14 protein-coding genes are annotated in these 15,940 nt (G+C 54.9%); 8 read left to right on the forward strand and 6 right to left on the reverse strand.

The window, feature by feature from the left end; translation table 11 throughout:
* Window positions 1-77: 77 nt before the first annotated feature.
* From ACTHPM_RS23455 to ACTHPM_RS23475, 5 genes are all read left to right on the forward strand, one after another.
* On the forward strand, window positions 78-1,370 hold the full coding sequence (locus tag ACTHPM_RS23455) for an ABC transporter substrate-binding protein (protein WP_440397517.1): 1,293 nt from the start codon (window positions 78-80) through the stop codon (window positions 1,368-1,370).
* A 96-nt stretch (window positions 1,371-1,466) separates the two neighbouring features.
* On the forward strand, window positions 1,467-2,372 hold the full coding sequence (locus ACTHPM_RS23460; protein ID WP_440397516.1) for a carbohydrate ABC transporter permease: 906 nt from the start codon (window positions 1,467-1,469) through the stop codon (window positions 2,370-2,372).
* Entirely contained in the window at window positions 2,369-3,181 is an 813-nt protein-coding gene (locus ACTHPM_RS23465; RefSeq protein WP_440397515.1) for a carbohydrate ABC transporter permease, read from the forward strand. Before ACTHPM_RS23460 ends, ACTHPM_RS23465 begins: the two co-directional genes overlap by 4 nt.
* Before the next feature lie 57 nt (window positions 3,182-3,238).
* On the forward strand, window positions 3,239-4,915 hold the full coding sequence (locus tag ACTHPM_RS23470) for a DUF4091 domain-containing protein (protein ID WP_440397514.1): 1,677 nt from the start codon (window positions 3,239-3,241) through the stop codon (window positions 4,913-4,915).
* Window positions 4,912-7,488 carry an immunoglobulin domain-containing protein gene (locus ACTHPM_RS23475; RefSeq protein WP_440397513.1) on the forward strand — a complete coding sequence of 859 codons (2,577 nt, stop codon included), beginning with the start codon at window positions 4,912-4,914 and terminating at the stop codon, window positions 7,486-7,488. The genes ACTHPM_RS23470 and ACTHPM_RS23475 overlap by 4 nt, the downstream gene beginning before the upstream one ends.
* A 66-nt stretch (window positions 7,489-7,554) precedes the next feature.
* Here ACTHPM_RS23475 and modB read toward each other — a convergent pair whose 3' ends face one another.
* Both modB and modA read right to left on the reverse strand, forming a co-directional pair.
* A complete protein-coding gene (gene modB, locus ACTHPM_RS23480) occupies window positions 7,555-8,259 on the reverse strand; it encodes a molybdate ABC transporter permease subunit (protein ID WP_440397512.1) in 705 nt (234 codons plus the stop codon).
* Window positions 8,260-8,274: 15 nt separating this feature from the next.
* A complete protein-coding gene (modA, locus tag ACTHPM_RS23485) occupies window positions 8,275-9,138 on the reverse strand; it encodes a molybdate ABC transporter substrate-binding protein (protein WP_440421695.1) in 864 nt (287 codons plus the stop codon).
* 179 nt (window positions 9,139-9,317) lie between these two features.
* Here modA and ACTHPM_RS23490 point away from each other — a divergent pair, with 179 nt between their 5' ends.
* The 3 genes from ACTHPM_RS23490 to ACTHPM_RS23500 all read left to right on the forward strand — a co-directional run bounded on the left by ACTHPM_RS23490 (window position 9,318) and on the right by ACTHPM_RS23500 (window position 11,606).
* Window positions 9,318-10,289, forward strand: coding sequence for a substrate-binding domain-containing protein (locus ACTHPM_RS23490; RefSeq protein WP_440397510.1), 972 nt, complete (start codon window positions 9,318-9,320; stop codon window positions 10,287-10,289).
* 20 nt (window positions 10,290-10,309) lie between these two features.
* Window positions 10,310-11,107, forward strand: coding sequence for a helix-turn-helix transcriptional regulator (locus tag ACTHPM_RS23495; RefSeq protein WP_440397509.1), 798 nt, complete (start codon window positions 10,310-10,312; stop codon window positions 11,105-11,107).
* A gap of 109 nt (window positions 11,108-11,216) precedes the next feature.
* The gene (locus ACTHPM_RS23500) at window positions 11,217-11,606 is read left to right on the forward strand and encodes a VOC family protein (RefSeq protein WP_440397508.1); all 390 of its coding nucleotides are present in this window, start codon (window positions 11,217-11,219) and stop codon (window positions 11,604-11,606) included.
* A 75-nt stretch (window positions 11,607-11,681) separates the two neighbouring features.
* Here the strand turns inward: ACTHPM_RS23500 and ACTHPM_RS23505 are convergent, their stop codons facing one another.
* The 4 genes from ACTHPM_RS23505 to ACTHPM_RS23520 all read right to left on the reverse strand — a co-directional run bounded on the left by ACTHPM_RS23505 (window position 11,682) and on the right by ACTHPM_RS23520 (window position 15,930).
* Complete coding sequence (locus ACTHPM_RS23505; protein WP_440397507.1) at window positions 11,682-12,551, reverse strand: EamA family transporter; 870 nt, start codon at window positions 12,549-12,551, stop codon at window positions 11,682-11,684.
* Between the two features lie 204 nt (window positions 12,552-12,755).
* On the reverse strand, window positions 12,756-13,127 hold the full coding sequence (locus tag ACTHPM_RS23510) for a hypothetical protein (protein WP_440397506.1): 372 nt from the start codon (window positions 13,125-13,127) through the stop codon (window positions 12,756-12,758).
* Between the two features lie 167 nt (window positions 13,128-13,294).
* Window positions 13,295-13,798 (reverse strand): CYTH domain-containing protein, encoded by a 504-nt coding sequence (locus ACTHPM_RS23515; RefSeq protein ID WP_440397505.1) that lies wholly within the window; start codon window positions 13,796-13,798, stop codon window positions 13,295-13,297.
* Between the two features lie 236 nt (window positions 13,799-14,034).
* Complete coding sequence (locus ACTHPM_RS23520; protein WP_440397504.1) at window positions 14,035-15,930, reverse strand: cyclic nucleotide-binding domain-containing protein; 1,896 nt, start codon at window positions 15,928-15,930, stop codon at window positions 14,035-14,037.
* Window positions 15,931-15,940: the final 10 nt, after the last annotated feature.

The raw sequence follows: 15,940 nt of genomic DNA on the forward strand, positions 1-15,940 counted from the left end.
CACAAAGGCAAACCGCACCTTGCAAGCGCTTTATCAGTGATATTAGCGGGCCTTTCAAAAAGGAGGATCAGAACAAGATGAAAAAGACATGGAGTACGCTGCTCACGCTGCTGATGGCCGTAACACTGATGGCCGGCTGCGGAAGCAAGGACGGCGGCGAGACGGGCACGGCGGCCGATCCCGGGGACAACGCTGCGAATAAGGAACCGGAAAAGCTGCTGCTCTGGATGCCGCCCTTCGGCACCGAGGATACCCTCGATAAGGAGATGTGGTCCAAGACCATCGCGAAGTTCGAGCAGGACAACAACGCCAAGGTCGAGATCGAGATCGTGCCTTGGAGCAATTATGAAGAAAAGTACCTGACGGGCATCTCCTCCGGCAACGGTCCTGACGTGGGCTACATGTACATGGAAATGATGAATGACTTCATCGACATGGGCGCGCTTGAGCCGTTCGACAGCTACTTGACGGACAAGGACAAAGAGAATTTCTATTACCTGGATAAAGGCGTCATCAACGGCAAGCAGTATGCGCTCCCGATCGTCGTGGGCAGCGCCCGCGTCATGTACTATAACAAAAGCATGCTGGACAAGGCTGGCGTGACTACCGTTCCGTCCACATGGGACGAATTCCTTGCGGCCAGCAAGAAAATCAAGGCCGCGGGCATGACTCCGTTCCAGCAGCAATGGGGAGACAAATCCAAAGGCGCCCTGAACGCGATCTTCTTCCCTTATCTCTGGCAGGCCGGCGGAGATATCTTCAGTAAGGATGGCACGAAGGCTACCTTCCATTCGCCCGAGGGCATCAAGGCCGCCCAGTTTCTGTATGACATGAAGAAGGGGGGGCTGATTCCGGACTCCACCACCTCCATGTCCGAGGATCAAGTCCTTGCCGATTTCAAGGCAGGCAAGCTCGCCTTTGCGGTCGCACCGACGAACCGTGGCGCGGAATTCACGAAAGCGGGGGTCGACTGGGGTTACAGTACGTCGCTTAAGCAGGCGAAAGGAGGCACCTTCGCGGCTGCCGACTCGCTGGTCCTCATCAGCTCCAGCAAGCATAAGGAGCTTGCAGCCAAGCTTGCGCTGTACATGCTCAGCGGCCCGGCGATGACCGAATTCCATAAGATGGCGCCGTTCCCGCCGGTCGCGAAGGACGAAGAATATCATGACGACGTCAATTTCAAGCGCGTATACAACGAGGATCAGGCTTCACTGGTCACCCTGCCTGCCGTGAAAGGATCTGCGGGCATATATGACAACCTGTACAAGAACCTGCAGCTCATGATGCTGGGCGAGCTTACGCCCGAGCAGGCGCTGAACGAATCCGCCAAATATGCGGATGACTCGCTCTCGCAGGCGCAGGCCAAATAAAAAGGATGTCATTTTGCAACCGGATCGCTCTCCCGCCATTCATTCCATGGCCGGAGGGCGGTTGTCTAACAGCTATGATTGGAGGTGGAGACAGACATGCATACTCCACTAGTGAAGCGGCTTAAACAGAACAGCGGTTTTTTATATATTCTTCCCAGCTTTCTATTGATCCTTATTTTCTCGCTCATTCCGCTCGGGATGACCGGATATTACAGCTTTACGCAGTATAACGTCATTCAGCAGCCGGATTGGATCGGCCTGGGAAATTACAGGCATCTCATGGATGACGCCTTTTTCCGCTCAGGCATCATCAATACCCTGGTCTATACCGTGATCGTCGTGCCCCTCCAGACAGTTCTTGCGCTGGTGATCGCCGATATCATTGCGGCCTATTGCCGGGACAAGTTCGGATCCTTCGTCAAGAGCGCCCTCTTCATTCCGGTCATCAGTTCGATGATCCTCGTCGGCACCGTCTGGAAGTTTCTTCTTGCCACCGACAACGGGCTGGTCAACCAGTTCCTTGGCATGATCGGTATCGACGGGCCCAACTGGCTCGGCGGTAAAATGCTGGCCATGATCAGCATCTGCCTCGTGTCCATTTGGAAGAATGTCGGCTACTTTCTTGTCATCTATTATGCGGGCATCATGGACATCCCGCGCAGCCACTACGAGGCCGCGGAGGTCGATGGAGCGACCCGCTTCCAGCAGTTCATCTACATTACCCTGCCCAGCCTGAAGCCGATCACCTACCTGGTCGTCACGCTAGGCACGATCTGGAGCTTCCAGGTGTTCGACCTCGTTTACGCCATGACCGGCGGCGGTCCGGGACGCAGTACGCTGACAATGGTGCTGAACATTTACCAGAACGCGTTCAAGCAGTACAAGATGGGCTATGCCAGCGCGATTTCCTTCGTGCTCTTCCTGCTCATTCTCATCATTTCGGGTCTCCAAAAGGGACTGTTCAGCGATAAAAAACGAACCCGGGGAGGTTATCGTTCATGACGGCACGCGCGGGCACCAAAAACCTGTTTCGGATCATTCTGTTGATCCCTTCCCTGCTGGCCTTGTTCCCTTTCGGCTATATGATCGTCACCTCGCTTCGCCAGACGTATGCGATGGATCTATCCTTCGATCTGGCTAGCCTGAATTTTAAGAATTACGCGACGATTTTCAAAAATTATGATTTTGCGCGGTATTTCACCAACAGCCTGGTCGTCGTCGTATGCGCCTGCATCGGCAACGGACTGATTTCTTCCCTGGCCGCCTTTGGCTTCGCTAAGAAACGATTCGCCGGCAAGGACTTTATCTTCTGGCTGTACCTGGCGACGCTGATGATTCCTTCGCAGGTCATCCTCGTTCCGATGTTCGTCATCATCCGCGAGCTGCATATTTCCAACACCTATCTTGCCCTCTTCCTGCCGATCATCAATGCCTTCGGCGTATTCCTGATCAAGCAGTTCATGGAAAGCATTCCCGACGAACTGCTCGAAGCGGCGCGCATCGACGGCAGCGGCGAGCTGCGGGTATTCTTCACGATCGTCATCCCGCTGGTGAAGCCGGTACTCGTGAGCCTGACCGTCTTCACGTTCATCACGAGCTGGAATGATTTCGTATGGCCGCTCATTTCCATCACGAACCAAAAGATGAGCACCCTGACGCTCGCGCTGTCCTCGCTTCAAGGCAATTACGCGACGAATTATGGTCTGGTCATGGCCGGAGCGACCATGACGTTCCTGCCGCCCTTCATCCTGTATTTGTTCCTGCAGCGGCAGTTCGTCGAAGGTATCGCGCTAAGCGGGATCAAAGGGTAGAACATCATCGAACGAGAAGCACGCTTCGTACAACCACCAAAACTTCAGGAGGCTCCCATGACATCCTTTACATTCACGCTCGCCGGAAGTCTGGAGAAGGTGCTGCCCAAACAGGCGCCTTCTTCCCTCAGCTCCGGCGCCTCGCTCTCCGGGCTATGGGGAGAAATGTTATCCTTCCAGCTCGCCTACCGCTGCGATAGCGACGAATACGATACGGCGAGCTTTCATTATCGCCTTGAGATCGACTCGCCACTGCATGCAGATATCCGTGTCCGCAAGGTCGAGCTCGTGCCCTGCTCGTATCCTTGCCACGGCGTGTGGGATGATGACTATCTCACCACCGAGCCTGGATTGCTGCCGGACCTTCTTGTTCCGCTGGATCTCGGCCAAGCGGTCAAAGCCGTTCCCGCCCAGTGGCGATCGCTATGGATTGACGTGAAACTGCGAGGAAGCCTGCCGGCCGGGAAGTATCCCGTCACGCTGACCGCCCGTAATCGTGAAGGCGGCTTTCTCTGGGAGGATACAATCTACATCGAAGTCATCCCGCATCACCTGCCGCCGCAGCGCCTGCTGCATACGGAATGGTTCCACGCGGACTGCCTCGCCGACTATTACGGTGTCCCCGTATTCAGTGAAGAGCATTGGCGCATCATCGACAACTTTATGGCTGCCGCCGCCGACCATGGCATCAACATGCTGCTGACGCCGATTTTCACCCCGCCACTGGATACGGCGATCGGCGGCGAGCGGACGACGGTCCAACTCGTGGACGTACATGTTGAAGACGGCAGGTACACGTTTGATTTCGGCAGGCTGGAACGTTGGATCAACCTCTGCCGGAAGCACGGCATCGACCATCTCGAAATTTCCCACCTCTTTACCCAGTGGGGTGCCGAGCATGCGCCGAAGATCATCGCCCGGGTTAACGGGAGGCCAGAGCGGATATTCGGCTGGGATACGGAAGCCGCCGGGGAAGCTTATACCGCCTTCCTGCACGACTTCCTCCCGCAGCTGAAGGATTTCCTGAAGCGGCAGGGCGTGTTCGAGCGGACCTGGTTCCATATTTCCGACGAGCCCCATGACCATCAGAAAGAGACTTACGCGGCGGCCAAAGCCGTGGTCAAAGACCTGCTGTCGGACTGCCGGGTCATCGATGCGCTCAGCAGCTACGACATCTACACAGAAGGCATCGTGGAGAAACCGATTCCCTGCAATGACCATATTCAGCCGTTCATCGATGCGGGCGTGCCCCATTTGTGGACCTATTACTGCACTGTGCAGGCACTCCAGGTCAGCAACCGGTTCATCGCCATGCCTTCGTCGCGCAACCGCATCCTTGGCGTTCAGCTGTATCTGCACCAAATGGAAGGATTCTTGCATTGGGGCTTCAATTTCTACAACTCGCAGCATTCGGTTAAGCCGATCAACCCGTATCTGGTGACGGATGCCGGCGAGGCTTTCCCTTCGGGCGACCCGTTCCTCGTATATCCTGCACCGGACGGCACCGCTTATGATTCCATCCGCGGCATGATCCTGAAAGAGGCGCTTTACGATCTGCGGGCCATGCAGAAGCTGGAGACGCTCGCAGGGAGACATACGGTTGAACGCCTTATTCATGAAGATACCGAAGGGCGCATTTCGTTTACCGCCTATCCGAAAGGCTCGCAGTACCTGATTCGGCTGAGGGACAAAATTAACGGCTCCATCGCCGTTTTAAAGGAGGATGAATCATGAAAAAGAAAGCGTTAGGCTTACTTCTATCCTGCTCCATGCTGTTCACGGGAGGTGCAGCGGCTTCCGCCGAAGCCGGCAGCGCCGCCGCCAGCTTGAGCGCCACCGTTACCGTGACGGACACCCAGCTCCAGTCCTCGGTTCCTCTAAGCCAGTTCAAGCATATGGGCGTGAACTTCGAAATGTCCAAGACGAGCGACGAAATGTGGAATTCGAACGGTAAATGGATGGAGCAGACCTATGCGGGGAGCGGCATCCAAATGATCCGCTGGGGATACGACGCCTGGGTCTTCGACTGGGAAAACGAGCTGCCCCTGAACACCAATTACCAGGGAGGCATGAATACGAAGGATGACGCAGGCTCCTTCGGCCTGAGGGAATTCCTCGAGTTCGCCAAAGCGCATGGCATCATTCCGTTCCTTCATCTGCCGATCGAGTCCTGGAACCATAATAACGGCAAAAACGACCCGACGTACGCCAGGGTGCTTCAGCTTGCCGAAAATATGGCGACGTACCTGAACAACAACGGTTTCCAGCAGGTATATTTCGACATGGGCAACGAGCCCATGGAGGCGCCGAGCAATCCGTACGGTACGTTCTCCGCAGCCGTTTACGGCAGCACGTTCAAGGATGTCTATACCCGCGTCAAAGCCATCAACCCCAACTACAAAATCGTCATGATGGCCAACAACAAAACCTGGTATAACAATGTCAAGACTGCGGCCAGCGAGAACGGCAAGCTGTATTTCGACGCCATTGACTACCACAATTACCCGAGCAACAACGTCGGTTGGGATTTGTACTATGCCCGCAGCGACGACAATATCTTCGGAAGCTTCGGCGCTATAGATTCCGGCGTAGAGAAGATTCTGGGCGAAAGCAATATCCCGTGGCCGAATTTCCCGACATACTCCACCTCGCTCGGAAGCGGACTTGCGCTGCTGAACGGATTCCTGAAGCTCGCGCAAAACGACGAGTACAGCAGCGTCATCATGTGGCCTTCCCAATGGCCGAGCAACGGCACGACCTATAATGCGTTCAACCCGTCCGGCAAGTCCTTCGGCTGGTTCGATCAGGACGCCTGGTACGACAGCAAAACGGCCAAGCGCCTGAACGGGCCGATGCTTGCCGAGATGATCACCCAGAAGAGCGTGCTCTCCCGCAAGGTCGACAGCACCTCGAGCGATTCCAAAATGCGCACCTTCGCGTTTACCAACGATGATAAGTCCCAGCTGAACGTTATCGTGATCAACAAGCATTCCGAGGACGTCAGTCTGACGCTGAACGTGCCTTCTGCCTTTACTTCCGTCAAAGCCTCAGTGCTGAAGGGCGTCAAAAACGCCTCCGGAACCGCCAACGCAGATGAAGCGCCGGATTTCGCCGGACATATTGCAGCGGCCCAGGTCGCGAACGGAACGTTTACGGATCAACTGAACTACGGGGAAAGTGCCGTTGTGTACACGTTCTACAAAGACCTTGCGGCAGGACTCCCCGCAGCTTTTAACGCTATCCTTCCGGCGAGTAGCGGCCAAGAAATCAGCACGGCGCAGAACTTCACCTGGCAGGCAGCCGCAGGGGCGCAGAACTATCGCCTGATCGTGTCCGAAAATGCGAACTTATCGAATCCGGTAATCGATACGACGACCAAAGGCTTCACCAATTATCAGCCGACCAAGGATTTGAAATTCGGCACAACGTATTATTGGAAGGTCTCTGCCTTGAACAACCAGGGCGAAACGCCCGCCGCCACGGGCATCCGCACCTTCAAGACTGTCCGCGAACGCCATTTTTACGACAATAATCACGCCTCCATCCAATATGGTGGCAGCTGGAACGCGAACCAGAACTACCTCGGCTCCTTTGGCCGCAAGGATCATGGCACGAACAAACCGGGGGCAACGGCGACCATCCAGTTCAACGGAACGCAGGCGATCGTCTACGGCATCAAGGATGACTGGATCCGCAACATCTCGGTATCGGTCGACAATCAGACACCGCAGATCATCGATCTGTACCAAAGCCGCGGGGTGATGGCCTACAGCGCCAACGATCCGGCTCATTACAGCCGCGGGGCCGGCGAAACGGAGAGCCAGAAGATCGCGCGCCTGAACGGCGTAGCGGCCACGCAGCAGGTCTTGTTCGATACGGGCAAGCTATCGGAAACCGATCAGAACCATACAATTAAAATTACGGTGCTGGAGAGCTATAATCCGGCCATTACGAAAAGCTGGATCGGGTTCGAGCTCGATTATTACGAAGTGATCAAGGCAGGCGAGAAACCGCTACAGACCTCGGCCAAACCGCCCGTTCTGACCACGAATCTGCCAGCTGCCCGGAATGCCGCGGCCGGAAGCCCGGTGATGCTCTCCGTGAGCGCTTCTTCGCCGGACCAAGGCCAAATTCGTTATGAGTGGTACAAAAACGGCAAGCTTCTCACCCAAACAGGCAGCACGCTGTCCATCCCTCAAGCGACTGCAGCGGATGCCGGCGAATATTGGGTGCGGGTCACCAACATCTATGGTGGAAATTCAACCAAAACGATATCCAGCACGCACTGCATCCTGACGGTTCAATAAACCTGCTCCACCCGAACAAAGCGAGCGGCCCAAGGGCCGCTCGCTTTGTTGGTACTTATATGGTTCTTAATGCGAAGATGTTTTCGTTCGGACCGCCGCGCGAGTATCCTCTACGGGGCTTCGTTTCCCCGTGAGCAGCAGCATCACGAACGAAATGAGGATGATCGCACAGGTCCAGGCCCAGGCCATGCTTGTATTGCCCGCATCCACCGCTACATAAATCGCTGTCGGAATCGTCTGCGTTTTGCCCGGGATATTCCCGGCAATCATGAGCGTCGCGCCGAATTCGCCGAGCCCCCGCGCGAAGCCGAGGATGAAGGCCGTACCCAGCGAATGGTAGGTGACCGGCAGCGTGATGTACCTGAAGACCTGCCATTCACTCGCCCCGCTCGACCGGCCGGCATTCTCCAACTCCGGATCGACGGAGGCAAAACCGTTTCTCATCGTCTGGTACACAAGCGGGAAGGAGACGACCACAGCGGCGATAACGGCTGCCCACCAGGAAAAAATGACGGGAGCATTAAACAGCCATTCGACAGCCTGTCCTACCCAGCTTTTGCGGCCCAAGATAACGAGCAGCAGAAAACCGACGACCGTCGGCGGCAGCACGAGGGGAAGCATCAGCAGGGTTTCCAGCATGATTTTCCCTTTGAAATTTCGTTTGGACATCCACCAGGCCGCGGCGACGCCAAGAATCAGGACGACCACGCTGGAGAGCAGCGATACCTGCAGCGATATCCGCACCGGCGGCCACAAATCGCGCCAGTTCATGAAGACACATCCTTTTTATTTCGGAACGGTAAATCCGTATTTAATAAACACGTCAAGTGATGCTTGGGATTGCAGGTAGTCATAGAAGTCTTCCGCTTCTTTCGGATGCTTCGTCGCTTGGACGACGCCGATCGGATACTCGATGACCGAATATGAAGCCGGGTCGACCACAAACGCGATTTTCACCTTCTGCGAAGTCAGGGCATCCGTTTTATAGACGAATCCGACATCCGCATTTCCTGTCTCTACGTATTGTAACACCTGACGGACGTCCTTGGCTTGCACCATTTTCGGCTGCAGCGCATCCCACTGCTTGGCATTCGTCAGCGCCTCTTTTGCATAATTACCGGCAGGAACGCTTTCCGGAATGCCGACCGCGACCTTTTTCACTTCCGCTTTGTCCAAATCTTCCAGCGCAGCTACCGCTGCCTTGCCGTCCGCGGGGACGACAGCTACCAATTCATTAGTCAGAAGCGTCAATTCCTTGCCTTCCTCGATCAGGTTCTGTTCAATAAGAGGGGTCATATTCTTCGTAGCAGCGGACAGGAACAAATCCGCCGGTGCCCCCTGCTCGATCTGCTTCTGCAGTGCGCCGGAGCCGCCGAAGTTAAAGCGGAGCTCGATATTCGGATGAGCCGCTTCATAGGATTTCTCGATTTCGCCCAGCGCATCGGTCATGCTGGCGGCAGCCGAGATGGTCAGATCCACCCTTTTCGCCGGGGTCGTGTTTGAAACGTTCGTATCGGAGGAACCGGAAGCCGCGCCGCTCGGTTGGCTATCTGACTTCGAATCGGAGCTGTTTCCGCAACCTGCAGCGAACACTAGCATCATCGCAACCAAAACATACATGATCACATTACTTTTACTTTTAGAAATCACTATCGCTTCCTCCATCGTTATATTTAATTATAAATAGATATAATTAATATAAATTAAATTATAACTAGGTCGGTTTAAGCTTGTAAACCTGCTTCAGAAAACTTTCACATTCAATTATGCTACAATAAAGAGCAATGAAACCTTAAGAGCGGATTGTTTTTTGAACGAGGAGGAGTCCAATGTCCAGCGATATATCCTATACCACCGAAGAAATTGCCAAAATGCTGAAAATCTCCAAGCTCACGGTCTATGACCTGATCAAAAAGGGCGAGCTGCCTTCGTATCGTGTCGGCAAACAGATGCGCGTCGACAAGACGGACTTTGATGCGTATAAACAGCGGGCCAAAGGCATCCAGACGGCAGCTCCATCCGCACCATCCGTTCCGCTGCCTGCCCCTTCCGCAGATCATTCCTATGCCCGCGAGAATACAGCTTCAGGCGGCATGCGCCCCATCGTCGTCACGGGCCAGGACATCAGCCTGGATATTTTGGTCAAGTACATGGAAAAAGGCATCTCCGGCATCCGGCCCCTCCGCGCATACGTCGGCAGTCTCGACAGCCTGATCTCCATGTACCGCGGCGAGTCCGATATCGTCAGCACCCACCTGCTCGACGGCGATACCGGCGAATACAATGTTCCGTACATCCGCAAGCTGCTGGTCGGCTCGTCTTACATGGTCGTCAATCTGCTGTCCCGAAATGCCGGACTCTACGTGCCGAAGGGAAATCCGCTGGGGCTTAAAGCATGGTCCGACCTAAGCCGCCCCGGCCTGCGCCTCATGAATCGCGAAAAAGGCTCGGGCGCCCGCGTCCTGCTGGACGAGCAGCTGCGCCTGCATGGCATTCATCCGCAGCAGCTGACCGGCTATGAGCTGGAGCAGACGAACCATATCGGGGTGGCTGCCCAAGTCGCCTCGGGTGAAGCCGATGTCGGCGTCGGCATCGAAAAGGCCGCAGCGATCGTGGGTCAGGTGGATTTTATCCCGCTGATCGAAGAGCGCTATGACCTCGTCATGCTGAAAACTGCGGAGAATCTGCCGTGGATTCAGTCTCTGCTGGACATTTTGCGGTCAGAGGGGTTCCGGAAGGAGCTCCAGGCCATTGCCGGCTATGACCTTGCCCGCACGGGCGAAATTCTTTTCGAGACCTGAACAAGGCCAAGGAGGATCACATGCAGGTAAAGCGAATACACGAAATTGACGAAGTCGTCGCGTTCATCCATCGGAATTTGCACGAACCATTCACGCTTGAACGTTTGGCGGCGCATGTGGGGTATAGCCCTTTTCATTTCTCCAGGATGTTCAAGAGACAAGTCGGCCTGCCGCCGCTGTACTACGCATCCGCACTGCGTCTGCAAAAGGCCAAAGATCTCCTCATTCATACGGGTCTCAGCATACGCGATATCAGCCTTGAGATCGGACAGCAAAGCTTGGGTACGTTTACGACCCGCTTCACGAATTGCGTTGGCGTCACGCCATCGGAATTCCGTCATTCGCTGCCGTCTTCGGAAGCGGCGAGAGCCTCCCTTTCCCTTTTGAAACATTGGCGGGAGCCTCTGCTTTCCATAAACACTGATCATGCCGTCGAAGGAACCGTCAGCACCAGCGCTCCGTTTGAGGGCTTCATCCTGATCGGATTGTTCGCAAGTCCCATCCCGGAAGGCCTCCCCATAAAAGGTACTTTGCTGCCTGGACCGGGGTTCTTCTCTTTGTCCGGCATCCAGCCGGGCACGTATTATTTAATGGCAACCGCGATTTCGTGGGGCTCGCGTGAGCATGATATGCTCCTTCCCTATGACACGCTGCGAACCCGGGACCATCAACCCCTCATCGTGCATCCGCATACAAAGGTCCCGCATCAAAACGTTATTCTCCACGAGCCTCGCCTGGATGACCCGCCCATATTAATTTCCCTGCCGCTGCTCATGAACAGATTTCTTAAACGATTGAGCCAGATTAACCACCGGTAAACAACAATGACCACTGCCATATCCGCAATCCAGAAGAAATGAGCCCGGACCACTTAGGGTACAATGGTTAATATCGTCCAATTTTTGTAACAGAAAGGATGTTCAACCAATGGGATATGTAAGACCTTTTATTCTATCCGAGGATGCGAGATCGCAGGCAGAGTTCTATGCAGAGACGCTTGGCGGAAGCATTTCTTCCGTGATGACGCATGGACAAGCCGGGGAAGTTCAGCACGATCTGAAGGACAAAGTCATGCATTTATGTCTGGAGATCGCTGGCGGAAGCTCCATTTTCATGGCCGATTCGGCAGAGCCTTTTACGCAAGGAAGCGGGCTGCTGCTCAATATATCGTATCCGGCGGAGACAGAGGCGAGGGAAGCCTTCGACAAGCTTGCATCACATGGCACGGTAAAGATTCCGTTCGAGCAGAAGCCCTTTGGCTTGCATTACGGTGAAATTACGGATCGCTACGGCATAACCTGGATGATCACCGCGTAGCCGTCAACACTAAATCCAAAAAGGTATAGAACATACAAAAGCCCGCCATCCAGCGGGCTTTTGGTCCGTTATCCTCTACACTTTAATGAGCAATGCCAGCGTTCCGGCTGTTAAGAGCAGCAGTCCGATAGCGGACTTCGCCGACAGTTTCTCCTTCAGGAACACGAGCGCGAAGAGCACCGTCAACAGCACGCTCAGCTTGTCAATCGGCACCACCACGCTGGCGGGTCCGTCCTGGAGCGCCTTGTAGAAGCAGAGCCAGGAGAGCCCGGTCGCAAGACCCGAAAGCACAATATACAGCCAGCTTTTCCGGTCGATGCGCTTCATCTCCCCCTGCTTCTTCTGCATGAAAACGATAAGCCAGGCCATGATCAGCACGACGATCGTCCGGATGGCCGTCCCTAAATTGGACTCGACGTCTTCGATGCCGATCTTCCCCAAGATCGAAGTGAGGGCGGCGAACAGCGCCGACAGGCAGGCGTAGAGAAGCCAGCTTTTATGTCCGGGAGCGGCTGTCTTTTCCGTTTTGCTTTTCTGGATCATCATATAGGTACCGATCGCAATTACCACCATGCCTGCCAGCATCATCCACGAAATCCGCTCGCCGAGGAACATGAACGCGAGAATCATCGTGAGCACGTTGCTCGATTTGTCCACCGGGACCACCTTGTTGACGTCCCCGTGCTGCAGCGCCCGGAAGTAGCAAATCCAGGAAGCTCCCGTCGTGAGTCCCGACAGTACGAGGAAGAGCAGGCTTTTCCCGCCAAGATCCGTGATCGTATCCTGAGACCCGACAATGAACACCATCAGCCAGGAAAAAAACAGTACGACCCAGGTCCGCAGCGCGGTAGCCAGGTTCGAGTCCACGTTTCGGATGCCGATTTTGGCGAGGATGGAGGTAACGCCGGCGAACAGCGCCGAGCCGAAAGCGTAAGCGATCCACATTACAGTTCCCCCTTTCTTTGTTTTTGCTATACCCATAAGCAAAGATTTGTATTCGATAGCCAATGCATATGTGTCCAAAGTTACCGTATCCTTCGTACATGCCCAAGGTGTTTTCCTCTCAACACAAAAAACCGTCTTCCCGCTCTTGCAAGGGATCATGGACGGCTTTCTGAACGCTTTGTTCGGTTCGGCGATGCGGCTCGATTATTCGAATTGCGGCCGCAACTTTTCATCGAAGTATCTCGTGCGGCCCTCTTCATTCTCGAACTGAAGCATCACTTCCGCTGCATCACTACACGCCCGGCGGCGCCTGATGGTCCGCTTGGAAATCCATAACAGTATGAAATAGAAAATGATGACGTACAGGCTCCATGAACTGAGAAAAAGCGCGTTCCCGAGAGCTAACCGCATCGTCCAGAATAGAGCTGCAAAGAACAATATCCCTCCAAATTTAATCAGAAGCTCGTTCGCATGAATGATATTCTCGCTCCGCAGCTGCCGTGCAATAATATCTTCCGTCCTCAGGCTCAGATACGATTCGCAAGCTTTATAATAGTACTTATTGTAGCGCTTCATGAAAGACCCTCCTACATTGTACCTTTTATCACTATGTAAAAATATTCTACATAAAATAAAATATTCCTTTATATGGAGGTTTGATACGGGTATGAATATGTGAGATGCATGAGCCGGTTTATACAGCAATAGGGCATCCACGGGGATGCCCTTTACTCATTCAATCTTCAGCCCTGCTTTTGTTTCTGCAGTTCCTTCCACACCTTTTTGTTGCTGTACTCCTTCGAGCTGCTGATGTCCAGGCCGAACCATTCAGGCGGAACAAAGCTTTCCGCTTCCTCCACCGAGGCAAATTCCACTTCCAGCACCAACAGGCTGATCTGCTCGTAATCGTCGATTTCGATGCATATATCGTCCCAGCGGGCAGTCGTCCGTTTTTTGATCAGCGGGATCGCCTGATGCGTCTGGATCATCTGGTCATACAAGCCCTCCGAGATGTGATACTCCACTTCCTCGCGGGCAATGCCATGCCCTTTTTTGAACGTGTGGGTGTATTCGGTGTGACCCGAGGCAAGATCCGTGATTTTCCGGACCCTCAGCTCCTGATCCCCGGCTAATGCCAAATACGTCTGCTCAATGACCTGTACCTTTTCGATCCGGATCACGTTATTCTCAATTTCTGCCGCCGGATACGCCGGCAGCAGAAATTTACGTTCTATTTCCATGCCCATAACTTCGCTCCCCCTCTTCTCCCTGCTGTAACTTCCGACATTTGTTCAAGTGCTTGTGACTTACATTATACGATCGGAATGCTTTGGGAGACAATCCATCTGAATAGGAATCGGAATCAGGGGGCCGGCGGCGAGGCAGTCATTCCGCTTGATCCGGAGGTTTGACTTCTGCCTCGATATAAGCAAATAAGACAGGCCGTTCGGGAATCATCCCTGTACAGCCTGTCTTTCCATACTTACAGCTTCAAGGCCTGCCCGCAGCGGCCGCAATATCTGGAGCCTGCGGGTGACACGGTCTTGCATGCATCGCACACCAGGGTGTGAGCTCCTCCGCCACCCTTTGCATGCTCCGAGCTGACGGCCACCTTCAGCCTCTCCTCCAGCTGCTGCTCCGGATTGACGGCATACAGCATATACTGCTCATCCCGCGAAGCCCGCCGAATCAGCACATACAGCAGCGCGATGCCTGCCGCAGCGACCGCCAGCATTCCGATCAGCTTGATCACTCCGGTAGCGTATTGATAATCCCATAAGGCATGCAGCAGCATGCTGAGCAGCAGGAGCCCGGTCATCGTCAGAACGCTCCGGAGCCGCGTTCTGCCGGCTCCCGCCCCATTCGTGCCGCGTCCCAGGCCGTACCAGATGCCTGCGGCGGCAATCGCTGTCCATGTACCATGCCCGAACGGCGAAATCAGCGCACGGACCCATAATACAGCCAGCATGCCCGATGTGGCATGGTTCTGCAAATACGTCAGGCCGTAGAGGATGCTCTCAATCGCGGCAAAGCCCATGCCGGCCGCGGCTCCGAAGACGATCGCGTCCATCAGGAAACGCTGCTTGCGGCTGCGCAGGAAGATCAGGCAAACGAGCAGCTTCGCCATCTCTTCAATGACCGCGATCAGAATAGCCGCCCGGACGTGTCCGGAAGGGTCTGACGACAGGCTGGTCACATCCAGCCATTCATGCTCAAGCAGCCAGGCAATAGGGAGGGCAATGACTGCGGATGCCGCAAATACGGTGATCAAGCGCAAAACCCGAAATCCCAGCAGCTGCGAGCTCCGCATATATGCCACGAAGGACACAGGACCGACAAAGCCTCCCGACAGCAGCGCCGCATAAATCCAGAACGGCTGCTTCAGCCAGGCTGCTAGAATCGTGAATACGACGAATATTCCGCCCAAGATCAGGAGAAGGTCCATCCACCTTTCCTTTTTGGCCGGGGCAGGTGCAGGGACGGCTGCCTCAGTCCCCTGCGGGGGCTGCATTTTATGCTCCGGCTGCGCTTCCGCAAACTGCAGCTTGGACTTGACGACATCCGTCAACAGATCGGGCCTGCGGATGCGCAGCACCTCATGGAACTGCCTTCGGACAGGCTCATACTGCTGTAGGACGAAATGGAATTCATCCCTGCCCATCACCATCAGCTCGCCGTTTTCCAGCGCCGTCACCGTTCCCGTCTGCGCTTCGCCCGTCAACAGGTCCATCTCGCCGAAGTAATCGCCGGCCTCGTATATCGCTTTTTTCCTGCGGCCCGTGCGGACCTCGAAGCGTCCCTCCGCGATCATGTAGAACCGGTCGGCCAAGACGCCTTCGCTGACGATGACGTCTCCCTTGTAGACCTTCCGCCTGACAGTGACTTCCGCCAGCCCGCGCAGCTCCGCGTTGGGAATCGCCGCCCAAATGGTCGCTTTGCTGAGCATGGCATGCATGGTACGGATTCGTGCGGAAAAGGACAAGCTTTCATGGAACATCGGGCTTGCCGCGGCCAGCCTGCTGAATGCATTCTGTTCCAGGCGCAGCGCCTTCACCTCGCCGATGGCCTGGACGCCGGACGTTCTTTTTTCCTCCAGAAAAAGGGCCACTTCACCGATCAGCTCTCCCTCGCCCAGCACATCCAGCGTTACGGATTGGCCTACCAGATTTCGCGATACGACCTGTACCTGCCCGCTCATAATGAAATAACAGGAATTGCCGTAGCTGCCCTCAACAATCAGGCTATCTCCGTCCCGGAAGCTCTCCTCATGCATCGACCTTGCTGCCCCTTCCAGCTCGGGAACGGGTACACCGCGGAAAAGCGGATGTCCCCGCAAAAAATCTACCGCCATCGTTGTCATTTCCATCTCTCCAAACACGAAAAGAACC

Origin of the sequence: Paenibacillus sp. SAFN-054 (assembly GCF_051966755.1) — a bacterium.
GTDB lineage: Bacteria > Bacillota > Bacilli > Paenibacillales > Paenibacillaceae > Paenibacillus_AQ.